General features: G+C 71.8%; 26 protein-coding genes and 1 riboswitch. Of the genes, 14 read left to right on the top strand and 12 right to left on the bottom strand.

Translation table 11 applies throughout. The annotated features are described in order from the left end of the window. Nucleotides 1-18 precede the first annotated feature (18 nt). On the bottom strand, nucleotides 19-444 hold the full coding sequence (locus ACIBHY_RS16495) for an OsmC family peroxiredoxin (RefSeq protein WP_397242540.1): 426 nt from the start codon (nucleotides 442-444) through the stop codon (nucleotides 19-21). Nucleotides 445-565: 121 nt separating this feature from the next. On the opposite strand from ACIBHY_RS16495, the gene ACIBHY_RS16490 reads away from it, so the two are divergent. The 5 genes from ACIBHY_RS16490 (at nucleotide 566) to ACIBHY_RS16470 (ending at nucleotide 5,020) form a co-directional block, all read left to right on the top strand. After that, nucleotides 566-1,078: an RNA polymerase sigma factor gene (locus ACIBHY_RS16490; protein WP_397242542.1), complete on the top strand. Its 513-nt coding sequence runs from the start codon at nucleotides 566-568 to the stop codon at nucleotides 1,076-1,078. Further along, nucleotides 1,078-2,013 (top strand): hypothetical protein, encoded by a 936-nt coding sequence (locus ACIBHY_RS16485; RefSeq protein ID WP_397307052.1) that lies wholly within the window; start codon nucleotides 1,078-1,080, stop codon nucleotides 2,011-2,013. Before ACIBHY_RS16490 ends, ACIBHY_RS16485 begins: the two co-directional genes overlap by 1 nt. A 310-nt stretch (nucleotides 2,014-2,323) precedes the next feature. Continuing rightward, entirely contained in the window at nucleotides 2,324-2,926 is a 603-nt protein-coding gene (locus ACIBHY_RS16480; protein WP_397307051.1) for a hypothetical protein, read from the top strand. Nucleotides 2,927-3,578: 652 nt separating this feature from the next. Next, nucleotides 3,579-4,130 carry a sigma-70 family RNA polymerase sigma factor gene (locus ACIBHY_RS16475; protein ID WP_379613764.1) on the top strand — a complete coding sequence of 184 codons (552 nt, stop codon included), beginning with the start codon at nucleotides 3,579-3,581 and terminating at the stop codon, nucleotides 4,128-4,130. Further along, entirely contained in the window at nucleotides 4,130-5,020 is an 891-nt protein-coding gene (locus ACIBHY_RS16470; RefSeq protein ID WP_397307276.1) for a maleylpyruvate isomerase family mycothiol-dependent enzyme, read from the top strand. Before ACIBHY_RS16475 ends, ACIBHY_RS16470 begins: the two co-directional genes overlap by 1 nt. Before the next feature lie 12 nt (nucleotides 5,021-5,032). Here ACIBHY_RS16470 and ACIBHY_RS16465 read toward each other — a convergent pair whose 3' ends face one another. Further along, nucleotides 5,033-6,376, bottom strand: coding sequence for an ankyrin repeat domain-containing protein (locus tag ACIBHY_RS16465; RefSeq protein WP_397242550.1), 1,344 nt, complete (start codon nucleotides 6,374-6,376; stop codon nucleotides 5,033-5,035). Between the two features lie 125 nt (nucleotides 6,377-6,501). Between ACIBHY_RS16465 and ACIBHY_RS16460 the strand changes: the two genes are divergently transcribed. Next, nucleotides 6,502-7,155: a DUF1707 domain-containing protein gene (locus ACIBHY_RS16460; protein WP_397242552.1), complete on the top strand. Its 654-nt coding sequence runs from the start codon at nucleotides 6,502-6,504 to the stop codon at nucleotides 7,153-7,155. A gap of 316 nt (nucleotides 7,156-7,471) precedes the next feature. On the opposite strand, the gene ACIBHY_RS16455 is transcribed toward ACIBHY_RS16460, so the two are convergent. Continuing rightward, entirely contained in the window at nucleotides 7,472-7,630 is a 159-nt protein-coding gene (locus tag ACIBHY_RS16455; protein WP_397307050.1) for a hypothetical protein, read from the bottom strand. 74 nt (nucleotides 7,631-7,704) lie between these two features. On the opposite strand from ACIBHY_RS16455, the gene ACIBHY_RS16450 reads away from it, so the two are divergent. Then, nucleotides 7,705-7,830, top strand: a complete 126-nt coding sequence (locus ACIBHY_RS16450; RefSeq protein WP_397242556.1) for a hypothetical protein — start codon at nucleotides 7,705-7,707, stop codon at nucleotides 7,828-7,830. A 4-nt stretch (nucleotides 7,831-7,834) separates the two neighbouring features. Here the strand turns inward: ACIBHY_RS16450 and ACIBHY_RS16445 are convergent, their stop codons facing one another. The 6 genes from ACIBHY_RS16445 to ACIBHY_RS16420 form a co-directional block, all read right to left on the bottom strand. After that, complete coding sequence (locus ACIBHY_RS16445) at nucleotides 7,835-8,569, bottom strand: sirohydrochlorin chelatase (RefSeq protein ID WP_397307049.1); 735 nt, start codon at nucleotides 8,567-8,569, stop codon at nucleotides 7,835-7,837. A gap of 149 nt (nucleotides 8,570-8,718) precedes the next feature. Next, the gene (locus ACIBHY_RS16440) at nucleotides 8,719-9,447 is read right to left on the bottom strand and encodes a phosphoadenylyl-sulfate reductase (protein ID WP_397242560.1); all 729 of its coding nucleotides are present in this window, start codon (nucleotides 9,445-9,447) and stop codon (nucleotides 8,719-8,721) included. Next, nucleotides 9,444-9,590 carry an Insertion element protein gene (locus ACIBHY_RS16435; protein WP_246510212.1) on the bottom strand — a complete coding sequence of 49 codons (147 nt, stop codon included), beginning with the start codon at nucleotides 9,588-9,590 and terminating at the stop codon, nucleotides 9,444-9,446. The genes ACIBHY_RS16440 and ACIBHY_RS16435 overlap by 4 nt, the downstream gene beginning before the upstream one ends. Continuing rightward, nucleotides 9,587-11,260 (bottom strand): nitrite/sulfite reductase, encoded by a 1,674-nt coding sequence (locus tag ACIBHY_RS16430; protein WP_397242562.1) that lies wholly within the window; start codon nucleotides 11,258-11,260, stop codon nucleotides 9,587-9,589. Before ACIBHY_RS16430 ends, ACIBHY_RS16435 begins: the two co-directional genes overlap by 4 nt. A gap of 115 nt (nucleotides 11,261-11,375) precedes the next feature. Beyond that, nucleotides 11,376-11,459 (bottom strand): putative leader peptide, encoded by an 84-nt coding sequence (locus tag ACIBHY_RS16425; protein WP_311132608.1) that lies wholly within the window; start codon nucleotides 11,457-11,459, stop codon nucleotides 11,376-11,378. A 78-nt stretch (nucleotides 11,460-11,537) separates the two neighbouring features. Then, nucleotides 11,538-11,672, bottom strand: coding sequence for a hypothetical protein (locus tag ACIBHY_RS16420; RefSeq protein ID WP_397242564.1), 135 nt, complete (start codon nucleotides 11,670-11,672; stop codon nucleotides 11,538-11,540). 37 nt (nucleotides 11,673-11,709) lie between these two features. On the opposite strand from ACIBHY_RS16420, the gene ACIBHY_RS16415 reads away from it, so the two are divergent. The 4 genes from ACIBHY_RS16415 (at nucleotide 11,710) to glyA (ending at nucleotide 15,334) form a co-directional block, all read left to right on the top strand. Then, complete coding sequence (locus tag ACIBHY_RS16415; protein ID WP_397307048.1) at nucleotides 11,710-12,507, top strand: TIGR03084 family metal-binding protein; 798 nt, start codon at nucleotides 11,710-11,712, stop codon at nucleotides 12,505-12,507. Nucleotides 12,508-12,534: 27 nt separating this feature from the next. After that, the gene (locus tag ACIBHY_RS16410) at nucleotides 12,535-12,909 is read left to right on the top strand and encodes a YccF domain-containing protein (protein ID WP_184971633.1); all 375 of its coding nucleotides are present in this window, start codon (nucleotides 12,535-12,537) and stop codon (nucleotides 12,907-12,909) included. Nucleotides 12,910-12,966: 57 nt separating this feature from the next. After that, a complete protein-coding gene (locus ACIBHY_RS16405; RefSeq protein WP_397242568.1) occupies nucleotides 12,967-13,920 on the top strand; it encodes a YihY/virulence factor BrkB family protein in 954 nt (317 codons plus the stop codon). A gap of 49 nt (nucleotides 13,921-13,969) precedes the next feature. Beyond that, nucleotides 13,970-14,054: riboswitch (ZMP/ZTP riboswitch) on the top strand. A 26-nt stretch (nucleotides 14,055-14,080) separates the two neighbouring features. Beyond that, on the top strand, nucleotides 14,081-15,334 hold the full coding sequence (gene glyA / locus ACIBHY_RS16400; protein WP_397242570.1) for a serine hydroxymethyltransferase: 1,254 nt from the start codon (nucleotides 14,081-14,083) through the stop codon (nucleotides 15,332-15,334). A gap of 128 nt (nucleotides 15,335-15,462) precedes the next feature. On the opposite strand, the gene ACIBHY_RS16395 is transcribed toward glyA, so the two are convergent. The 3 genes from ACIBHY_RS16395 to ACIBHY_RS16385 all read right to left on the bottom strand — a co-directional run bounded on the left by ACIBHY_RS16395 (nucleotide 15,463) and on the right by ACIBHY_RS16385 (nucleotide 18,148). Further along, on the bottom strand, nucleotides 15,463-16,647 hold the full coding sequence (locus ACIBHY_RS16395) for a CHRD domain-containing protein (protein WP_397307047.1): 1,185 nt from the start codon (nucleotides 16,645-16,647) through the stop codon (nucleotides 15,463-15,465). Nucleotides 16,648-16,832: 185 nt separating this feature from the next. Continuing rightward, entirely contained in the window at nucleotides 16,833-17,543 is a 711-nt protein-coding gene (locus ACIBHY_RS16390) for an anti-sigma factor family protein (protein WP_397242574.1), read from the bottom strand. Further along, the gene (locus tag ACIBHY_RS16385) at nucleotides 17,540-18,148 is read right to left on the bottom strand and encodes a sigma-70 family RNA polymerase sigma factor (RefSeq protein WP_397307275.1); all 609 of its coding nucleotides are present in this window, start codon (nucleotides 18,146-18,148) and stop codon (nucleotides 17,540-17,542) included. Before ACIBHY_RS16385 ends, ACIBHY_RS16390 begins: the two co-directional genes overlap by 4 nt. Before the next feature lie 256 nt (nucleotides 18,149-18,404). On the opposite strand from ACIBHY_RS16385, the gene rsgA reads away from it, so the two are divergent. The 3 genes from rsgA (at nucleotide 18,405) to ACIBHY_RS16370 (ending at nucleotide 21,041) form a co-directional block, all read left to right on the top strand. After that, nucleotides 18,405-19,502 carry a ribosome small subunit-dependent GTPase A gene (rsgA, locus tag ACIBHY_RS16380; protein WP_397242576.1) on the top strand — a complete coding sequence of 366 codons (1,098 nt, stop codon included), beginning with the start codon at nucleotides 18,405-18,407 and terminating at the stop codon, nucleotides 19,500-19,502. 28 nt (nucleotides 19,503-19,530) lie between these two features. After that, a complete protein-coding gene (locus ACIBHY_RS16375; RefSeq protein WP_397307046.1) occupies nucleotides 19,531-20,160 on the top strand; it encodes a phosphoribosyltransferase in 630 nt (209 codons plus the stop codon). A 101-nt stretch (nucleotides 20,161-20,261) separates the two neighbouring features. Further along, a complete protein-coding gene (locus ACIBHY_RS16370; RefSeq protein WP_397307045.1) occupies nucleotides 20,262-21,041 on the top strand; it encodes a hypothetical protein in 780 nt (259 codons plus the stop codon). Nucleotides 21,042-21,045 lie beyond the last annotated feature (4 nt).

The raw sequence follows: 21,045 nt of genomic DNA, 5'->3' as shown, positions 1-21,045 counted from the left end.
CACGCGATCGCCCCGTTGCTAGAGCAGTTCCGCTTTCAGGCTGATCGTGGTTCCCGTGAGGGCCTTGCTGACGGGACAGTTCGCCTTGGCCGTCTCGGCGGCTTCCTGGAACTGGCCGGGCGTCAGGCCGGGGACGTGGCCCTTCACGCTGAGCACGATGCCCGTGATGCCCTCGCCCGGCTGGAAGGTCACCTCGGCGCGGGTCTCCAGCGACTCCGGCGGCGTACCGGCCCCGGCCAGGCCGTGGGACAGCGCCATCGAGAAGCAGGAGGAGTGGGCGGCGGCGATGAGTTCCTCGGGCGAGGTCTTGCCGTTGGCCGCCTCGGCCCTCGACGGCCAGGAGACCTCGAAGGTGCCGACGCCGGAGGTGTCGAGCGAGACCGTACCGGAGCCGTCGAGCAGCGCGCCCTTCCACTGCGTGGTGGCCGTACGCGTGGTCGCCATGGCGATAGTCCCTTCATCGATTGCCGATACAGGTCCGAACATATCCTGTATCGCCGCGGTGACCATGAGTGGTCGGTTGTAATCGGAGCGGAGCGTCGTAATCCCCGCAGCGGAGGGCCCCGTGCCGGAGGACGATGAACGGTATGCCGCGTTGTACCACCGCCATTACTCCACGGTGCTGCGCTACGCCGCGCGCAGAGTAGGGCGGGACGCGGCGCCCGACGTCGCCGCGCGCACCTTCACCGACGCCTTCCGCCGTCTCGGGCAGGTGCCCGGCGAGCGCCGCGCCGAGCGGGTCTGGCTGCTCGGCATCGCCCGCGGCCAGGTCAGCAACGAGTGGCGCGGCCTGCGCAGAAGGCAGGCCCTGGCCGACCGGCTGGCCGTCTGGCGCGCGCCGGCCGATCAGGGCCTCGACGGAGAGATCGTCACCAGGCTCGCCTTCCACGAGGCGCTGGCCAGGCTGGCCGGCAAGGACAGGGAGGCCCTGCGCCTCTTCTACTGGGAGGGGCTCAGCGTGGAGGAGGCCGCCACGGTCGCCGGCTGCCGCGCCGGCACCATGGCCACCCGGCTCAGCCGGGCCAGGGCACGCCTGCGCGAACACCTGCGCACGCTCGGGTTCCAGGAGGGGAGCTGATGGACGAGCTCGCACGGCTGATGGCACGCCACGACCCGGCCCCGCACGAGGTGCCGCCCGACGAACTGCTGCTCGCCGAGATCCTCGGCACGGCCAGGCCGCGCCGCTGCTCCACCCTGTCGTGGCGGCTGACGTTCGGCGCCGCGCTGGCCACCGGGCTCGTCATCCTCGCCGCCGGCGCCATCCCCACCGCGAGGACGCCCGGCCAGCTGACCGTCACCGCCTACTTCCGCTACCCCGGCGCGCCCCTGGCGCTGTGCGGGGAACCGGGGCCCCGGCCGCGCAAACTGCCCGGGACCGGGGGCGGGGCCCGGCGCGTCGTACTCGGCCTGGCCGAGGCGGCCGCACGGGCCGGACGGGTGGCGGCGCGCGGCCACGGCCGGATCACGGTGGCGTCGTCGCTGCTGAGGCCGGGCGGGCGGGCCAGCGTGCTGTCCAGGCAGTGGACGCCGGTGCGGGGTTCCGGCCGCCGGGTGGAGTACACGCTGGCCGTCGACGGTGAACGCCTCGTCCAAGGGCAGGAGGGGCGGGAGGGGGCGTACCGGCCGGGACCCTCGCTCCCCGGCGACCTGCGCGCCCGTCTGTCGGCGGAACCCGAGACGCACGGGCTCGTCACCGCCATCATCTCCCTCAACGAGAGCGAGATCCTCGACGCCCCGCGCACGGCCGCGCTGTGGCGGGTCCTGGCCGACCGGCCGGGCCTGCGCACGCTGGGCCAGATCACCGACCGGCGCGAACGCACGGGGCAGGGGGTCGCCTTCGACGTGGGCACCGCCGACCGGTGGGTGCTGGTGGCCGACCGGGGGAGCGGCGACCTGCTGGGGGTGGAGCGCGTGATGCTGCGGCCCGCGGCCGGCCTGGAGGTCACGCCGCCCTGCGTCCGCGACTTCTGGACCTTCCTCGACCGCGCCGACGCGGCCACCGTGGGCGACTGACCCTCGCCCCGTTGGTTTGTCCGGCAAGGCCCAGCTCGGCAAGCCACCTCAGCCCGACAGCTCGGCACGGCGGCCCCGCAAGCGGCGAGAGGCGCGGCGCCTTGGCCAGACGGCTCGGCGGTCCCGCAAGGCGGCGGGAGGCGATTCGGCGGAAGGCGGCTCAGTGGGGCGGTTCGGCGAGGTGGCTTGATGAGGTGGTTCGGTGGGGCGGCTTCGTAAGGCGGCTTCGTAAGGCGGCTTCGTTCGGGCGGTGAGAGACGCGGCTGCGCGGGGCCGTAAGAAATGCCGGGCGGCCGGACTATTACCGGGCATGATGATGACGCCCGCTTGGTGCCCGCCCCATCCGGAGGACCTCCGCCCCACCCCGCGCGACGGCCGCCGCTGGTGCGGCCCGCTCGAAGGCGTGCTGCGCCGCTTGTGGTCCCCCAAGGACGGCCCGCCACGCCCCGACTTCGTCACCGCCGTCGACGACCTGGCCACTCTTGAGTACGGCCCCGCCCACCGCCTGGCCACCGGACTGGCCATGCTGTGGATAGGCGGCACCGGCATCGGCTACGTCGTCAAGGACCCGGACGGCATCACCGGCCGCAGCCTCCCCTTCGCCCGCCCGGCCCTGTGGCGCGACCTGCCGCCCCCTTCCCCGGCACGCATGCTCGCCGCCCACGCCCTGTGCGACCTCGACGGACTGTCGGCGACTCTGGAGTGGCGCGCCCTGACCCGCCGCTGCCTTCCTCTCTTCCGCGACCGCCCCGCCCCGGGACCCCGCGACTGGTGGGCCGAGTCCTTCGCCCTGAGGTCCCAGGCCCGCATCGCCGCCGTCCTGGACGGCGACCAGGCAGCAGCCGAAACCGTGGGCGCCTACCACCACCGCATCACCACCTCCTACCCCACCCCGCCCTACCCCTCCTCCTGACCCACTCCACAGCCCTCTCCACCCCACGGCTCCGCCACCTCTCACCCCCCGCAGCCACACCCACCGTGCCCCACCACCTCTGGGGCCCGGCACCATCACGGAATCTCCAACATCCCAGCGGGCCTCGGCACCCCAACCGCGTCCCCACCGGTATCCCTCGTATCACCCGTATCCGTCGCCCCACCCCACCGCGTTTCTCCCGAAACTCCGCGCGGCGCCCCTCCCCGCGCGGGTCCCGGGCAGGACCCCCACCTCCTGCCCGGGACACCCTCCGGCACCGCACACGCACGCTTCCGGTCGTGCCCCGTGTCCCTGGACGGAGCGCCGCACGCCGCCTGCCCACGACCCGGGGGTCCCGGGGCGGGACGCCACGTGCCGCCCTGAGGATGGGCGGTCTCGTCCCGGCACCGTGGTCTGGCCCAGGGCCGGGTTCCTGGGCGGCCGCGAACGCGGGCCGGTCGGACCGGGTGAGGTGCGGGACTCAGGAAACCGCGTCCAGCACAGGGAAACCAGGCACCTGGGCCAAGCCCAGGAGGGGGTGGGAAATCGGGGAGCTCGTTCGTCATCCGGCTCAACATTTCCGGCGAATAGTGACATGCTCGGGTCGCGGCGCACCCGCCGCCTAGGTCCGGATCACGGGAGTGTGGTGCCAGTGGAGGCACCGTTCGACGACCGCCTGTTGCACCAACGGGTGGTCGGCGGCGATGAGTCCGCGCTCGGCGAGGTGTATGACCACCTCTCCTCGCTGATCTTCGGTCTCTCGCTCCGCGTCACCAGAGACCGTGTGATCGCCGAGGACATCACCCAGGAGGTGTTCCTGATCTTCTGGGAACGACCCCTGGCCTACGACCCCGACCGCGGCACCCTGCGCGCCTGGCTGGCCACGATCGCGCACCGGCGCGCCGTCGACCATGTACGCGCCGAGGAGCGGCGCCGGGTCTCCGTCCTGGGGCCGAGGCTGTTCGAGCCCCCGCCTGAGAGACTGGAGGAGACCGTGCTCGCCGCCGACGAGGCCAAGCGGGTACGCCAAGCGGTCACCCGGCTGCCCGAAGGTTTACGCGAGGCGATTGAACTGGCGTACTTCGGTGGCCGTACGTATCGGCAAGTGGGTGAGGAACTGGGCGTGCCCGAGGGCACGGCCAAGTCACGCATCAGGCTGGCGCTGCGGCGCCTGGCCGACGCGCTGGCAGAGGAAGAGGTGTGATGGAGCCCGTCGAGCGTCTGTACCTGGACGCCCTCATGGAAGAAGCGGCCGTGCCCGAGCGGTCGCTCCGGCCGCAGCTGCTGGCCGGGGCGAGGGCCCGCCGCCGGCCCGCCGCGCCCACGGCCGCGTGGGCGGAGCCGTACGCCGGACGGGTGGCCGCCATGGACGCGCTGCTGGCCGCGGCGATGGACGACGACTGGGCCCGCGAGATCGTCGAAGGCTGGACGCTGCAGGAACTCGTCGCCCACCTCGCCGCCAAGGACGGGCTGCTGGCCGCCTCGGTCGGCGCCCCCGTGCTCGGCCCCGCCCTCGACGCGCTCGACGCGATGGGACGCACCCTCCAGGTTCAGGAGTACGAGCGGGCGCGCAGCCCCGAGCAGACCCGGCGCGACTGGCGGGCACAGGCGGACGCGCTCTGCCGTCACCTGGGCGGCCTGACCCCCGACACCCCCGCCACGCTCGACGGCGTGGCCGGCGCGCTCGGCGACCACGTCCTGGCGCGCGGCCTGGAGACGTGGATCCACACCGACGACGCCGCCTCGGTCGCCGGGCTACGCCTGCCGCACCCCGTCCCCGACCACATCCGGCCGACGGCCGACCTGTGCGCCCGCCTGCTGCCGTGGACGATGATGCTGTCCGGGGTGGAAGGCGCCGGCCGTACCCTCCACCTGACCTTGACCGGGCCCGGCGGCGGGGAGTGGACCATGCCGCTCGGCGTCCATGACGCGGCTCCCGGCACTCCGGACGTCTCGATCACCGCCGACGTGATCGGCTTCTGCTTCCTGCTGGGCGGACGCGGGGAGCCCGGGGCGTTCCCCGCCGAGATCACGGGCGACCACGACCTGGCCGCCGACATCCTGCGCACCGCCCCGGCTCTGTCCGGCCCCTGACAGGCCGGGGAGTCAGAGCTTGGCGGCCGCCTCGGTGACCATCTCGCGTTCGTAGGAGTCGTCGCTCTCCGCCAGCACCCGCTTGACCCCGGCCTCGGCCCGCGCGTCGCCCCGCTCGGCCAGCCCCCGCGTGGCCTCGGCCACCGTGCGCAGGTCGGTGTCGTCCAGCCGCTGGGCCAGCACGTCCCTGATCTCCGGGGTGTCGGCGTCGAGCGAGGACAGCCCGGCGGTCGCCCAGTCGCGTACCTCGGAGTCGTCGTCACGCGTCATCGAGACCAGCAGCGCCAGCCCTTCGGCGTGGCCGGGCGGCAGCACGTCGGCCAGCGCGATCGCGTCGGTCATCGTGCGCTGGTGGTCCGGGCGGCCGAGCACGTCGAGCACCTGCGGCAGCGCCCGGGGGTCGCCCTGGTGCCCGAGCGCGGCCAGCACCGAGCGCAGCACCTGCGGGTTCCCCTCGGTGGTGGCCATCTTCTGCAGCAGCGGCAGCGTGCGCTCCAGGTAGGGCTTCTCGCCGTCCTCGGTGACGCCGTACTGCGCGATCGCGTCCACGCCGAACTCCCGCTCGCGCGCGTCCTCGCTCACGCACAGCCGCGCCAGCGCCTCGTACGTCTCCTCGTCGGCCCGCTTGCCCAGCGAGTCGGCGACGACCCACCAGGTCTCCGCGTCCTCGTCGACGTCACGGTGGGCCAGCGCCCTGGCGACGAGCTGGGGGATGGGCGTGTAGAGCCCGGTGGCGTCCTCCAGGAGGGTGGCGACGGCCGCGTGCCCGCGCTGGGCCTGCACCTGCTCGCTCTCCTCGCCGTCGGCGGAACGGCCGGCCACCGTCACCAGCTCGGTGCCGTCCTTGGCGAACTGCCTGCCCACGACGTACTCCCAGTCCTCCTGCCCGATCTGGTCGAGCAGCGCGGTCTCCAGGTGGACGCCGACCCAGTCGATCGCGATGTCGTGGGGGCTGTCGCCGTCGCCGTCGTACTTCTCCGGGTCGGCCCCGGCCGTCAGCAGCTCCCGAACGACCCCGAGCGCGCCGCGCCTGGAGGCCAGGCTGAGCGGGGTGTCGCCGTCCTCGTTCGGCTCGTCGACCTGCGCGCCGGCCTCGATGAGGGTGCGGGCGGCGTCGGCGTTGCCGTTGGCGGCGGCCCACAGCAGGGCGTGCCAGCCGCCGTTCTCCTTCGCGTTGACATCGGCCCCGGCGGCCAGGAGCGCCCCGATGACGGGCACCCGGTCCCAGGCCGCGGCCGCGCAGAGCGGCAGCCCTTCCTCGCCGGCCTCGTTGGCGTCAGCCCCGGCGGCGAGCAACGTGCCCGCCGTCTCCAGGTCGCCCTTCAACGCCGCCTGGTACAGCTCTTCCTCACGCATGACAGCGACCCTAACGCCTCACTGCCCCAACCCCGACGAACGTCCCGGCGGGTGAGCGGTTCGATGGATGAGGAATCCTCCTTCTGGAGGACCGCGATAGCCACAAGACGCGATATGTTGCGACTATGACAGACTCTGGGGAACTGCGCGCTTCCGACGCCGAGCGCGAGGCCGTCGTCGAGCAACTGCGCGTCGCCTCAGTCGACGGCAGGCTCACCCTCGTGGAGCTGACCGACCGCACCGAGGCCGCCTACACGGCGACCACCCACGCCGAGCTGGCGCTTCTCACCCAGGACCTGCCCGCGGCCGGTGTCGCGCCCCTGGCGCCGCCCACGCCCGAGCGCAAGAAGCGCTGGTTCCTGGCGTTCATGGGCGACACCAAGCGGCGCGGCAAGTGGCGGGTCGACCAGGAGCTCGGCGCGGTGGCGGTCATGGGCGACGTCGTGATGGACCTGCGCGAGGCCGAGGTCCGCACGGACGTCATCGACATCACCGCCGTCGCCGTCATGGGCGACGTCAAGATCATCGTGCCCGACGGCGTGGACGTGGACCTCGACGGCTTCGCCTTCATGGGCGACAAGAAGGTCGACGTGCTGGAGGCCGCCCCCGGCATGAACGTGCCCGTCGTGCGCGTGCACGGCTACGCGGTGATGGGCGACATCAAGGTGTACGGCGACGCCCGCGCCAAGCCGATCAAGCGCGGATGGTCCGCCTGGCGCGAACACCTCGGCCTGACCCCCGGCCAGTTCTCCGGAGACCCCCGCCGCCTCGGCGACTGACCCCTCCCGGAGACGATTCCCCGGGCGCGTGCAACGCCCGGCGGTGGCTCGCGCGTACTGATCGGTGACATCCACCGCGCGGTGAGGACCATCGGAATGCGGATCGCGCAGACTTCGAGCGCTATGTCGGCGAACGCGCCCCCCGCCTGCTGAGGACCGCCTACCTGCTGTGCCGCGACCGGCCGACCCCGAGGCCCAGCTCGGCACCCGGGACGCGCTCAGAACCGCCCTGAGGGCCCTGCCCGCCCGCCAGCGCGCGGTGATCGTGCTGCGCGCCGGCGAAGGTCGCCATCGCGGTGGAATGCCGGCTCGACACCTACCTGCTGGTGTGGCTGAACGACATGCGCGTGGCGAACGAGCCGTGCGGCGGCCGGACGAACGTGCCCAGGTGGCTGCGGACCGGCCTCCAGGCGCAGCCGGGCAGGAACACGGTCACCGCCATCCTGGTGCCGCGCTCGGCGGTGCCGGGGGACACGCTCGGCGCCGCCGAGGCCGACGAGATGGCCGCCTGGGCCGGGCCGTTCGCGGTGACCTGGAACCCTTCAGGTCATGGAGCAGGGGCGCGAGGACGCCTGCCGCGAGAAGCGGGTCATCGTCGACCCCCACAGCGGGCGCGAGGTGCTCTCCTGGAGGTGCGACCCGCCCGTCCTGCGACCGGATCGGACGGGTTCGTGAGGCGTCAGGCGACCGGCGCGGCGGCCACCGCGGCGAACGCCTGGGCGTAGCGCTCCAGGACGACGTCGACCAGCTCGGGGGCCGGGCCCAGGACGTCGGCGACCACGTCGGCCCCCGACTCCCGCCGCACCTTGTCGGCGAAGAACCCCGGCGCCAGCAGGTACGGAGCCACCGCCACCCGCGGCGCCCCGGCCCTGCGCAGCGCGGCCACCGCCTCGGCGGGCGTGGGACCGGCGGCCGAGGCGTAGGCGGGCACGACCCGCCACCAGCCGGCCCGCCGGCCCTGGCCGCCGTCGGACCACAGCCGCGCCAGGTCGGCGATGACCGCGTTGGCCCTGGCGTCGCTGGAGCCCGCCGAGACCAGGACGACGGCGGTGTCCGGGTCGCCGGGCCCCACCCCCGACTCCGACAGGCGGCGCTCCAGCGCCGTGAGCAGGAGCGGGTGGGGGCCGAGCGTCGATCCGTAGTGGACGCGCAGCCGGGGGTCGCGGGCGCGCGCCTCGTTGAGCGCCGCGGGCAGGTCGACACGGCTGTGGTAGGCCTCGGTCAGCAGCAGCGGGAGCACCGCGGCCTCGCGCAGGCCGTGCAGCGCCTGGCCGAGCGTGGGGGCGGCGTGGTCCAGGTAGGCGGTGCGTACCGGGAGGCCGGGGTCGGCCAGCCGTACCTGGTCGAGGAGGGCTTCCACGGTCGCGGCCGCGCGCGGGTCGCGCGAGCCGTGCGCCACCGCGACCAGCGGCACGCGGCCGAGCGGGGACCCCGGAGAGGACGGCGTGGCGAGTGGTGGGCGGGTCCCTGCGAGCCCGCCCACCCTCGTCACCGGGACCTCGCCCCTGCCAGAACGGGGTCCCTCGCCCGACGGATGCCGCCCGTCGGGCGAAATTTCGGTTGTCAGAGGTGAATGCCGCATTCGGTCTTCCCCAGGCCCGACCACCGGCCGCTGCGCGGATCCTCGCCATCGGCCACCTGGCGCGTGCACGGCGCGCAGCCGATGGACGGGTAGTTGTCGTAGTGCAGCGGGTTGACCAGCACGCCGTTGTCGGCCATGTAGTTGTCCACGTCCTCCTGGGTCCAGGCGGCGATGGGGTTGACCTTGACCATCTGCCGCCTGGCGTCCCACTCCACGACCCTGGTGCCGGCGCGGGTGGAGGCCTCGTCGCGGCGGATGCCGGAGATCCACGCCAGGTACGGCTCGAGCGCCCGGTTCAGCGGCTCGACCTTGCGCAGGTAGCAGCACAGGTCCGGGTTGCGGCCGAACAGCCGGGGCCCGAGGTCGCGCTCCTGCTCCTTCACGGTCCGCGACGGCTGCACGTTGATCACGTTGACGTCGTAGACCTGCTGGACGGCGTCGCGGGTCCCGATCGTCTCGGCGAAGTGGTAGCCGGTGTCGATGAACAGCACGTCGATGCCCGGCTTGACCCGGCTGACCAGATCGATCAGCAGCGCGTCGCTCATCGAGGAGGTCAGCGTGAGACGGTCGCCGAAGGTGGCCGCGGCCCAGCGGATGATCTCGCGGGCGGGCGCGCCCTCCAGGAAGATGGCGGCGGACTCGACGATGTTCTGCAGGTCGAGCGTGCCGCGTTGTGCTCTTAAACCGGTCTCGATCTCGACCAGCGTCATATCTTTACCCCGATTCCCAGGAATTTCAGCTTGAAGGCGCGAGCGCAGGCGCGGCAGTACCAGCCGCCGTCGCCCTCGTAGGGCTCCAGATCCTCATCGCCGCAGTACGGGCAGTGGAAAGGAACCGCGCGGGCGCCGCTCATTTGAGGTCCGCCTCGTCGGCGCGCTGCACCCAGTCGGCGAAGCTCTCGCCTTCCTTCTTCTGGTCCTCGAAGTGGGTGACCACCCGCTCGACGTAGTCGGGCAGGCCGTCGGAGGTGGTCTTGAGCCCGCGCACCTTACGGCCGAAGCCCGGGTTGACGCCGAGCGAGCCGCCCAGGTGGATCTGGAAGCCCTCGACCTGCTCGCCCTTGTCGTCGACGACGAGCTGGCCCTTGAGGCCGATGTCGGCGACCTGGATGCGGGCGCAGGAGTTGGGGCAGCCGTTGACGTTGATCGTCAGCGCCTCGCTGAAGTCGGGCAGGCGCCGCTCCAGCTCGTCGATCAGGTTGGAGGCGACCGCCTTGGTCTCGACGATGGCCAGCTTGCAGTACTCGATGCCGGTGCACGCCATGGTCTGGCGGCGGAAGGTGGAGGGGCGGACCTGCAGGTCGTTGGCCTCCAGCTCGGCCACGATGCTGTCGACCCGGTCGGGCGTGATGTCGAGGATGACCATCTTCTGCTCGACGGTGGTGCGTACCCGGCCGGAGCCGTGGCGCTCGGCGATGTCGGCGATGGCGTGGAGCTTGTCGCCGTCGAGGCGGCCGACCTTGGGCGCGAAGCCGACGTAGAAGTTGCCGTCCTTCTGCGGGTACACGCCGACGTGGTCGCGGCGGTTGCCGCGGGGCGCCTCGGGGGCGGGGCCGTCGGGCAGCGGCTCCTTGAGGTACTCGGTCTCCAGGACCTCGCGGAACTTCTCCGGTCCCCAGTCGTTGACGAGGAACTTGATCCGGGCACGGTGCCGGAGGCGGCGGTACCCGTAATCACGAAATATCCCGATAACGCCGCCGTAGACATCCGCGACCTGGTCGGGCCGGACGAAGACGCCGATGCGCTTGCCGAACATCGGGTTCGTGGAAAGGCCGCCGCCCGCCCACAGGTCGTAGCCCTTCTCGCCGGTCGGCAGCTGCACCGCCACGAACGCCACGTCGTTGATCTCGTGCACCGTGCAGTGCGCCGGGCAGCCGCTGATCGCCGACTTGAACTTGCGCGGCAGGTTGGAGTACGCCGGGTCGCCGATGTACTCGTCGTGGACCTCGTGGATCTCCCCGGTCGAGTCCAGCAGCTCCTCGGCGTCGATCCCGGCCAGCGGACAACCGAGGATCACCCGGGGGGTGTCGCCGCAGGCCTCGGTGGTCGACAGGCCGACCTCCTCCAGCCGCCGCCAGATGTCGGGCACCGACTCGATCTCCACCCAGTGCAGCTGCACGTTCTGGCGGTCGGTCAGGTCGGCGGTGCCCCTGCCGTAGTCGTTGGAGATGTCCGCGATGACCCGGAGCTGGCGCAGGTCGAGCTGCCCGCCGTCGATCCGGATGCGGAGCATGAAGTAGCGGTCGTCGAGCTCCTCGGGCTCCAGGATCGCGGTCTTGCCGCCGTCGATGCCGGGCTTGCGCTGGGTGTAGAGGCCGTACCAGCGCATGCGTCCGCGCAGGTCGGCCGGGTCGATGGAGTCGAAGCCCAGCTTCGAGTAGACGTCGATGATCCGCTGCCGAACGTTGAGACCGTCGTCGTTCTTCTTGTTCTCTTCGTTCTTGTTGAGCGGTTCGCGGTAACCGAGGGCCCATTGGCCTTCTCCGCGCGGGCGCTTGTGGTGCCGGCTGGCAGGAGTGCTCATTGCGCGTCCTTCAGGATTGTGGGCGCGCGCGGGATGTACCTCCTGCCTCACCGTTGAGTGCAGGGGTCCCAGAAGAGCTTGTGCGACGCGCGCCGCTGCGAAATACAGGCAGGGATTAGCGGGCGTCGCAACAGATGGCACTGCGGACACGCTGAAGATCGACGTGGCGTCGACCGACAAGCATGGGGTCCGCTGGCATGGTTCAAACGATACCCCGGCGCGCAGGGATGTCCAAGAAGGGGTCCAGACTCTGGGACCAGATCAGGGGTACCCCTACTCACCCCTGCCGCGGCCAGTCGAGCTCGGACTCCTTGGGCTCCTGCGGAGGCTGGTGCTGGCAGTCGCACCAGGAGCCGCCCCTGCAGTCCTCGTGGCGGCGCTCCGCGCAGCTCTCGCAAATCACCTTCGACATTGTCGCACCGGAATGTTGTTCGGTTAGAGTGCGGGCCATGGACCTCCTGCGCGAGCTCGCCGCCGACCTGCGTGACGAGAGCGCCTCGCTGGAGGCGCTGCTGGCTCCGCTCGCCCCCGCCCAGTGGGAGCTGGCCACCCCCGCCGAAGGCTGGGCGATCCGTGATCAGATCAGCCATCTCGCCTACTTCGACGACGCCGCCGTGAGCGCCGTCACCGACCCCGACGCCTTCCGCGCGAGCGCCGCCGCGCTCATGAAAGGCCCCGCGTCCGTCGACGACCTCGCCGTCCAGGCCCGCGCCCTGGCACCGGCCGAGGTCCACGCCTGGTTCGGTACGGCCCGCGCCGCCCTGCTGACCGCCTTGTCCGGCCTCGACGCCAAGCGGCGCCTGCCCTGGTACGGACCCGACATGTCGGCCGCCTCCTTCGCCACCGCGCGCCTCATGGAGACCTGGGCCCACGGCCAGGACGTGGCCGACGCCCTCGGCGTGACCCGCGAGCCCACGGCCCGGCTGCGCCACGTGGCCTCGATCGGGGTGCGGGCGCTGCCGTACAGCTTCGTGATCAGGGGTCTGCCGGTCCCCGAGCGGCCCGTCAGGGTCGAACTCATCCTGCCCGGCGGGATGCCGTGGACGGCGGGCCCGCAGGGCGCGGCGGACACGGTGCGCGGCCCGGCCCTGGACTTCTGCCTGGCCGTCACCCAGCGCGCGCACCTCGACGACACCGCGCTGGAGGTGCGCGGCGAGACGGCGGCGGCGTGGATGGCGATCGCGCAGGCCTTCGCCGGCCCTCCGGGCAGAGGCAGGGCCGCCTCAGGGAAGGCCCCGATGACCTGACCGGCGGCGCACTGACATGCTGGACACATGCGGACACTGCTGAACGTCATCTGGCTGGTCTTCGCCGGGATCTGGCTGGCGCTCGGCTACGCCGTCGCCGGGGTCATCTGCTGCATCCTGATCATCACGATCCCCTTCGGCATCGCCTCGTTCAGGATCGCCGGCTACGCGCTGTGGCCCTTCGGCCGCACCGTGGAGCGCTCGCCCGACGCCGGCGTCATGTCCACGATCGGCAACGTCATCTGGTGCGTGGTTGCCGGGATCTGGCTGGCCATCGGGCACGTGCTCACCTCGATCCCGCTGTTCGTCTCGATCATCGGCATCCCGCTGGGCGTCGCGAACCTCAAGATGATCCCCATCTCCCTGCTGCCGCTCGGCGCGCGCATCGTGGACGTCAGGTAGTCCGCACGCGGCGGAGCATAAGCTTGCGGGAAGTACTCCTGCGAGAGCGTTGGTGCCATGACGTCGACCGATGCGCCTACCCGGCGTACACAGCGCAAGCGGCGCAGGCAGGTCCTGAGCAAGGTGAGGACCCACCTGAGCTGGGTGCGTGACACCAAGTCGTGGGCGCTCGTGCGCGCGACGACGAACGCGGGTGTCGACTACCGGGTGACCGGGCTGGCGGGGGAGGCGGCGTTCTTCGCGCTGCTGTCGCTGCCGCCGTTCGTGCTCGGGCTGATCGGCGTGCTGGCCAAGCTGGGCGTCTGGCTGGGCCGCGACAACGTGGGCAAGGTCGAGCAGTGGGTCGTCGACCAGGCGGCCGTGCTGTTCACCACCGACGCGGTCGAGAAGGTGGTCAAGCCGCTGATCGCCGACATCCTCAGGGACGACGCCAGCAAGGTCTCGATCATCTCGCTCGGCTTCCTGCTGTCGCTGTGGTCGGGCTCGCGGGCCCTCTACGTCTACGTCGACCTGATCTCCGTCGCCTACGGCCTGGGCGAGGAACGTGGCATCGTGCGCACGCGGCTGATGTCCTTCGGCCTCTACCTCGTCGGCCTGGCCATCGGGCTGATCGTCATGCCGGTCCTGGTCATCGGGCCGACGCTGCTCAAGGAGGCGCTGCCGGCGCAGTACACCCCGGTGATCGACCTGGCGTACTGGCCGGTCGTCATCGTCGGCTCCGTGCTCTTCCTGACCGTGCTCTACCACGTGAGCGTGCCCGTGCGCACGAAGTGGTACCGGGAGCTGCCGGGCGCGATCCTGGCGTTGTTCATCTGGATCGTGTGCGCGGGCGTGCTGCGGTCGGTGCTGGCCGCCTGGTTCTCCCCGGTCTCCATCTACGGCTCGCTGGCCGCGCCCGTCGCGGTGCTCCTCTGGCTCTACATCACGGCCCTGGCCGTGCTCATCGGCGCCATCCTGAACGCCGAGGTCGACCGCCTCTGGGGCGACACCCGCTCGGCCATCGCGAAGTAGGGATCGCGAGGCAGGCTCCGCGCCGCGCCCGAGCGCCTTCCGCTATCGTCTAGGGCGTCGCGACTGGCGCATAGGGTGGGCCTGAACCACCGGGGAGCGGAATCGTGCGGAGGCCGAGCGCCTGGGTCTTCGCGAGGATGTCAAAGACGACAGGAGTGCCATGTCTTCTCTCGCTAGCGTTGACCCGCAGATCGCGGAGCTGGTCAAGGCGGAGGAGCGCCGCCAGGCCGACACCGTGAAGCTGATCGCCTCCGAGAACTACGTCTCCAGGGCGGTCCTCGAGGCCACCGGCACCGTCCTCACGAACAAGTACTCCGAGGGCTACGCGGGCAAGCGCTACTACGAGGGCCAGCAGGTCATCGACCAGATCGAGACCGTGGCCATCGACCGGGCCAAGGCGCTGTTCGGGGTCAACCACGCCAACGTCCAGCCGTACTCGGGCTCGCCCGCCAACCTGGCCGTCTACATGGCCTTCCTGAAGCCGGGCGACACCGTGATGGGCATGGGCCTGCCCTTCGGCGGCCACCTCACCCACGGCTGGTCGGTCAGCGCCACCGGCAAGTGGTTCAACCCGGTCCGCTACGGCGTGCGCAAGGACACCGGCCGCGTCGACATGGACGAGGTACGCGCCCTGGCCCTGGAGCACCGCCCCAAGCTGATCTTCTGCGGCGGCACCGCCATTCCGCGCACCATCGACTTCGAGGCCTTCGCCTCGGTCGCCAGGGAGGTCGGCGCCGTTCTGGCGGCCGACATCGCGCACATCGCCGGTCTGGTCGCCGGCGGCGCCCACCCCTCGCCGGTGGGTCACGCCGACGTCATCTCCACCACCACCCACAAGACCCTGCGCGGCCCGCGCGGCGCCATGCTCATGGCCACCGCCGACGAGCACGCCACCGCGCTCAACAAGGCCGTCTTCCCCGGCCTGCAGGGCGGCCCGCACAACCACACCACCGCCGCCATCGCCGTGGCGTTGCGCGAGGCCTCCACCGACGACTTCAAGGCCTACGCCCACCAGGTGGTCGCCAACGCCAAGGCGCTGGCGGAGGAGCTGTCCGGCCGCGGGTTCGACCTGGTCTCCGGCGGCACCGACAACCACCTCATCCTGCTCGACCTGACGCCCAAGGGCATCGGTGGCAAGCCCGCCGCCCAGGCGCTCGACCGCGCCGGTCTCGAGACCAACTACAACGCGGTGCCGTTCGACACCCGCAAGCCCTTCGACCCGTCCGGCATCCGCATCGGCACCCCGTCGGTCACCAGCCGCGGCATGAAGGAAGCCGAGATGCGCCAGATCGGCGCCTGGATGGACGAGGTCGTCACCGCGCTGGCCAAGGGCGACGCGGAGGACGTCATCACCCGCGTCCACCACGAGGTCAGCGAGCTGACCGCCCAGTTCCCCGCCCCCGGCCTGTCCTAGAACGCGAAAAGACCGGCGCCCGCCGCCCCCTCTGGAGGGCGGCGGGCGCCGGCGTCTCCGGAGAGGGCAAGGGCTCCGGAGTGGAACCGGTCACCGGGACAGGGGGACGGGACCCGGTGACCGGAGGCTCAGCCTAGGTAGAGGTAGTCGGCGCCGTAGGGGACCTTCACCTGGGCGCCTTCCGCGCAGGAGCCCTTCGGGGCCACGCCGCCCGTGGTGTTCAGGCGCAGGATCGTGGTGGCGAAGGCCAGCAGGCCCTTGTCCTTGCCCGACTGCTGGGCGTCCAGGACGAGCTCGGGGATGTTCTTGTCGCCGTTCGGGGTCTTGGTGACGAGCTTTCCGCGTACGGCGCTGCCGTCCGGGGCGATCCACTGCGGCGGGCCGTCGAACCTGCCGACGAAGTCGTGGTCGATGCCCCTGCGCAGCTTGGCCGTCACGCCGAGCTGGACGAACGCTCCGCCCTTGCACCGGTAGATCTGCGCGCCCTTCAGCACGTCCGCCGTCATCGCGCGCGGGTGGGTGAAGGACGCACCGGACAACTGCCCGCGTACGGCGCCGCCGTCGAAGTCGGTCGTGTGCAGGTTGGAGTAGTAGCCGCCCGGGTTGGCGGCGATCCGCCTGACGACCTTGCGAGAGACGGGAGCCTCGCCCGCCACGCCCGTCAGGTTCGCGGGCAGGCCCTTGGCCGCGGCGAACAGGTCGGCCGCCACGTCGCCGTTCCTGCCCTTGACGGCCTTGTGCACGTGGCCGTTGGTGGGGGCGCCGAGGCCGCTCCAGGTCGCGGTGTAGGCGAGGGCGGCGCCGTTGGGCCGCAGCCACCAGGTGGCGGCGCCGTCCTGGTCGCCGCGCTTCTTGCCGTCGGCGGCCGGCACCTCCTGGGCGCCGTCGGCCCGGGAGGAGAGCGTGGCGAGGTTGCTGCCGTGCAGGACGCCGTCGAGGTCGACGGGCTTGGCGAGCTTGTGGAACCGGCCGCGTACCGCGCCCTTGGGGAAGGCGGCGTTGTGGAGGTTGGCGTAGAAGCCGCCGGGGTTGTCGGCGAGCTGCTTGAGCAGGCCGGCGTCGGCGGTGGCCGAGCCGGTCACGCCGAGCACGGTGCTGGGCAGCGGCTGCTTGAAGAAGTCGACCTTGACGGCGCCGTCGGTGCCCTTCGCGCCCAGGTGGATGTGGGCGGCGGTGGGGGCGTCCACCTTGTTCCAGCGGATCGCGAAGCTCAGCCGGTCACCGCTGATCTTCAGCACCACGGTGGAGCGTCCGTCGGCGTCGGCGCCGCGCAGCCCGGCGGCCAGATACACATCGGCTGCGGTGCTCTGCACAGGGGAAAGCGAGGTGACCAGAAGTGCACTTGAAAGGGCAAGCGTCAGCATGGGAAACCTCTTTACTGGGGTGATTCTCGCTCGGTACTCCAAGCTGTACGCAAGCCCGCCGGAAAAGGTTCAGGCGAATTTCCCGGACATGAAAAAGCCCTCCCACCAGCGGTGAGAGGGCTTTCGTCAGGCTTTCAGATGTCGACGGTCAGCAAAGTCTTCCCCGTCGTGGTGACGACCTCGAAACGGTCGATTTTCTCCGGATTCCATGGGCTGCCGCCGTGCATGTAAAGCGGCGGCTCCCCGTCGACGCCATATCCCTTGGGCGGAACGGCCCAGCCGGTCATCGCCTTGCGCTCGCCCGTCGTGGAGACCGCGATCAGCTCGCACTCCAGCGGACCCCTGACGCCTTCGAGCTTCAGCGCCGCGTGCGTGCCCCAGCCCTTGGACTCGTAGACCACGCCGCCCTTGACGCCGGTGACGCCGACGCCGCCGGCCGGGGTGCCCTCCTCGTAGAACTGCTCGGCCGGGCCCGTGCCGTGGTGCGTCTGCCCGACGGCGACCTGCGAGGACGGGGCGTTGAGCCCGGAGCCCACCGCGATGCCGCCCGCCACCAGCGTGACCGCCGCCGCCACCCCGATGATCAGAGTGCCCCGCCTGGTCCGCCTGTCGGCCGCCTTGCGCCGCCTCAGCAGGTCGATGACCTCGCCCTCGCCCTGCTGCTCGGGTTCGGGCTCCACCCGGCCCACGCCGGTCAGCACGCCGGCCATCCCCGACAGCTCGGCCAGTTCCGCCGTGCAGGCCCGGCAGGTGTCCAGATGCGCCTCGAACGCCCTCTTGTCGTCGGCCTCCAGCAGGCCCAGGGCGTAGGCGCCCACATCGGTGTGCTCCACTCGCGCGCTCACGCCGTCACCCCTCTCTCCTCCAGCGCGACGCGAAGCGCGCGGACCGCGTAATAGACCCGGGACTTCACGGTGCCCACGGGGATGCCCAGCGCCAGGGCGGCGTCGTTGACCGACCTGTCGCGCAGGATCGTCTCGTTGAGAATCTCGCGGTGCGCAGGCGATAACGACTTCAGCGCCTCCGACACGACCACCTGATGCAGCAGACTCTCCATCTCGTCGGGGACGGGGACGCTCTCCAGCGGCCCGTCACCTGACTCCTGTGGACGAGCGTCCTTGCGCCGCCGGTCATCGATGACGATACGACGGGCGACGGTGGCGAGCCAGGGCATCAGCGAAGACGCGTCGGAGTCCAGCTGCCCGGTGCTGCGCCAGGCCCTGATCATCGTCTCCTGCACCACGTCCTCGGCCCACTGCCGATCTCCGCCGACCAGCCGGATCACGAACCCCAGCAGCGGCCGGTGGTACTCCCGGTAGAGCGCGGCGACGGCGATCTCGTCGTCATCGCGCCCGGCCGGGCGCAGGCGCCGGACGAGGCCGCGCAGCGGGGGTTTCGGCATGTCGGCGGCTCCGTCGGCCGAAGGCGCGGGGTAGGCGCTCAGTCGCATCATGCCCCTTTCCATCGTGGCCGGCGAAATCCGGCGTCGGCAGGGAGTACGGGGCTCGCCGCCACCAGGGTTCAACGGTTTTCGAAGTTGCCCCGGACCTGGGCGCGTGCGTAAAGTGGCCTCCGTGCCCACACGGGTGCCTTGAGCTGGGAGGTGAAGACCATGCGGGTTGTTCTGTTCGACCTGACGTCCATCAGCCTCCGGGTGCTCATCTGACGAGTGACCCGGGATCCTCTTCCCGAAGGTGTCACCTCCGTTGACTTACGATCTTTCTCTGCTCGGCTGGACCGAATCGCAGTCCGCCGAGCTGCCTCACGGCACCATTCCCGCCCGCGTGGCGCGCGTCGACCGCGGCGCCGCCGAAGTGATCGCGGACGACGGCCAGCATCACGTCAAGTACGGCGCCCGCGTGCGCAGGTCCTCGGCCGAGGACCCGGTCGCGCTGCCGTGCGTCGGCGACTGGGCCGCGCTGCGGTGGCTCGACGAGGGCCGCTACGAACTCGACACGGTCCTGCCCCGGCGCACCTCCTTCGTCAGGGGCGGCGTCGGCCGTACCTCACGAGGGGGCCTGTCGGCCGACGGTCAGGGCCAGGTGCTCGCCGCGAACGTCGACATCGTCTTCGTCGCCGAGCCGTCCATGCACGCCACCGACTTCGCCGACCTGGCCAGGATCGAGCGGCTCGTCGCGCTGGCCTGGGAGTCCGGCGCCACGCCCGTGGTGGTCATCACCAAGTCCGACCTGTTCGAGAACGGTCTTGACGACCTGCTGGCCGACGTCCACGTCGCCGCGCCCGGCGTGGACGTGCACGCCGTCTCCTCGCAGAGCGGCGAGGGCGTGCAGCTCCTGCGCGGCTACCTGGAGGGCTCCAGGACCGCCGTCGTGCTCGGCCCGTCCGGCGCGGGCAAGTCCACGCTCGTGAACGCGCTGGCGGGCGACGGTGTCATGGAGACCCAGCTCGTCCGCGCCGGCGACGGCAGGGGCCGCCACACCACCGTGCACCGGGAGCTCATCCCGCTGCCCGGCGGCGGGCTCATCATCGACACGCCGGGCATCCGGCGGGTCGGGCTGTTCGGGATGACCGACGGCGTGGACATGGTCTTCGCCGACATCGACGAACTCGCTCGCGCGTGCCGCTTCGCCGACTGCGGCCACGACGGTGAGCCGGGGTGCGCGGTGCTGGCCGCCGTGGAGGGTGGCGAGCTGCCCGAGCGGCGGCTGGCCAGCTGGCGCAAGCTCCAGCGGGAGGCCGCGTGGATGGCCTCGCGCACAGATGCGCGGCTGCGCAAGGAGCAGCAGAACAAGTGGAAGGTCATCCACAAGGAGATGCGCCGCTCCGGCCGCAACCGTCCCTGACCCGCACCAGAGTGGGTACGTAGAGGGCGTGGGGTACCTGTTCGCGGATCGGGCCGAGGCGGGGGCGTTGCTCGCCGAGCGGCTGCTGTACGCGCGCGATCCCGTGGTCCTCGCGCTGCCCCGCGGCGGCGTCGCCGTCGCCGAGCCCATCGCGCGGCGGCTCGGCGGCGTCCTCGACGTGCTGGTCACCAGGAAGATCGGCTATCCCCCCACCCCCGAGCTGGGGGTGGGGGCGATCGCCGAGGGCGGGGAGCCGGTCCTCGACCTGGAGTTGCTGCGGCGGCTCGGGATGACGCCGGCGTCCGTGGCCGGGGTGGTCGAGCGGGAGCGGACGGAGCTGGCCCGCCGGGTGGCCGTCTACCGGGGCGAGCGGCCGCTGCCCGACCTCACCGGGCAGGAGGTGATCGTGGTGGACGACGGACTGGCGACGGGGGGCACGGCCAGGGCCGCGCTGCTGGCGGTCGCGTCCGCCGCTCCGGGGAGGGTGACGCTGGCCGTACCCGTGGGGGCTCGTGAGACGGTCAGGGCGCTGCGGGGAGAGGCCGACGAGGTCGTGGTGCTGGCCACTCCGGCGGACTTCCGCGCGGTCGGTCAGTGGTACGAGAGCTTCGACCAGCTGACCGACGCGGACGTGCTGCGGCTGCTGGGGGAGCGGTAGCTGAGGGCGGGCTGTGAATTCTGGTACGGATCGGTTACGCCCCGTCCCGGATGGCTCACGGTGATTAGTCTGCCGGTGTCGCACGAGAACGAAGGGCGGGCATGAGCTCTCACGACATCGTCATCGACGTCGATGGCCCCTACCCGGCCGGGCACGCGCGTCGCTGGCTGTCCGAGGTGCCCGCGGCGCTGGCCCCGGGCCTGCGTTCCGGCGTGGTGTGCGTGGACACCGACGCGCGCGGCTTCGAGTACCGCCCGCTGACGGTGGCGAGCGTCGACTGGCTGCTGACGGTGGCGGCAGGGGAGTTCAACGACGCGTGGGTGGAGCTGTGCGACGGCGACGGCCACGACGACGCGCTGATCGTGGGTGTCGAGCGCTTCTCCCATCGGCTCGCCCACACGCAGCTGCGCGCCTGGTCCTTCCTGCGCGCCCCCGAGTACGGCCTGGCCGCCCCCGGCGTGGCCGAGCGGTGGGCCGGTGTGCTGCGCGACTTCGCCGCCCCCGTCGACCCGGCGTTCGGGCACGTGGCCGACGACTCGATGGGGCAGGGGATGACGGCCCTGGACGGCGCGGTGGTCCGGGGCGGCCGGATCCCGTCGGCACGCCAGGCACGGCGGTTCCTGCGCGGCTACTCGTGGATCACGATCTGCCCGGCGGAGCTGGCCGGGCGGGTGGACACGACGGCCTTCCACGAGGCGGAGAAACTGCCCGGGGGAGCGCTGTGGCTGCGGGCGACGCGGGAGCTGGCCGGCTACGACGAGGTGGCGGTGCGCCGGGTCTTCGAGGCGCTGGCGCCGGTGCTGCCTCCCGGGCGGCCGAGCCGGGACCCGTTCGACACCAGGACGCGCCGGCTGGTCTGGGAGGACGCCGACCGGAGATGACGGA

This window comes from Nonomuraea sp. NPDC050547, from assembly GCF_044457345.1.
Taxonomy (GTDB): Bacteria; Actinomycetota; Actinomycetes; order Streptosporangiales; family Streptosporangiaceae; genus Nonomuraea.
This window is presented reverse-complemented; position numbering and strand designations above follow the sequence as displayed.

Bases quoted from the DNA above. Each gene is read 5' to 3' on its own strand.
- ACIBHY_RS16495 (WP_397242540.1), bottom strand. From the start codon at position 444: ATGGCGACCACGCGTACGGCCACCACGCAGTGGAAGGGCGCGCTGCTC.
- ACIBHY_RS16485 (WP_397307052.1), top strand. From the start codon at position 1,078: ATGGACGAGCTCGCACGGCTGATGGCACGCCACGACCCGGCCCCGCAC.
- ACIBHY_RS16480 (WP_397307051.1), top strand. From the start codon at position 2,324: ATGATGATGACGCCCGCTTGGTGCCCGCCCCATCCGGAGGACCTCCGC.
- ACIBHY_RS16470 (WP_397307276.1), top strand. From the start codon at position 4,130: ATGGAGCCCGTCGAGCGTCTGTACCTGGACGCCCTCATGGAAGAAGCG.
- ACIBHY_RS16465 (WP_397242550.1), bottom strand. From the start codon at position 6,376: ATGCGTGAGGAAGAGCTGTACCAGGCGGCGTTGAAGGGCGACCTGGAG.
- ACIBHY_RS16460 (WP_397242552.1), top strand. From the start codon at position 6,502: ATGACAGACTCTGGGGAACTGCGCGCTTCCGACGCCGAGCGCGAGGCC.
- ACIBHY_RS16450 (WP_397242556.1), top strand. From the start codon at position 7,705: ATGGAGCAGGGGCGCGAGGACGCCTGCCGCGAGAAGCGGGTCATCGTC.
- ACIBHY_RS16440 (WP_397242560.1), bottom strand. From the start codon at position 9,447: ATGACGCTGGTCGAGATCGAGACCGGTTTAAGAGCACAACGCGGCACG.
- ACIBHY_RS16435 (WP_246510212.1), bottom strand. From the start codon at position 9,590: ATGAGCGGCGCCCGCGCGGTTCCTTTCCACTGCCCGTACTGCGGCGAT.
- ACIBHY_RS16430 (WP_397242562.1), bottom strand. From the start codon at position 11,260: ATGAGCACTCCTGCCAGCCGGCACCACAAGCGCCCGCGCGGAGAAGGC.
- ACIBHY_RS16425 (WP_311132608.1), bottom strand. From the start codon at position 11,459: ATGCCAGCGGACCCCATGCTTGTCGGTCGACGCCACGTCGATCTTCAG.
- ACIBHY_RS16420 (WP_397242564.1), bottom strand. From the start codon at position 11,672: ATGTCGAAGGTGATTTGCGAGAGCTGCGCGGAGCGCCGCCACGAGGAC.
- ACIBHY_RS16415 (WP_397307048.1), top strand. From the start codon at position 11,710: ATGGACCTCCTGCGCGAGCTCGCCGCCGACCTGCGTGACGAGAGCGCC.
- ACIBHY_RS16410 (WP_184971633.1), top strand. From the start codon at position 12,535: ATGCGGACACTGCTGAACGTCATCTGGCTGGTCTTCGCCGGGATCTGG.
- ACIBHY_RS16405 (WP_397242568.1), top strand. From the start codon at position 12,967: ATGACGTCGACCGATGCGCCTACCCGGCGTACACAGCGCAAGCGGCGC.
- glyA (WP_397242570.1), top strand. From the start codon at position 14,081: ATGTCTTCTCTCGCTAGCGTTGACCCGCAGATCGCGGAGCTGGTCAAG.
- ACIBHY_RS16385 (WP_397307275.1), bottom strand. From the start codon at position 18,148: ATGCGACTGAGCGCCTACCCCGCGCCTTCGGCCGACGGAGCCGCCGAC.
- ACIBHY_RS16370 (WP_397307045.1), top strand. From the start codon at position 20,262: ATGAGCTCTCACGACATCGTCATCGACGTCGATGGCCCCTACCCGGCC.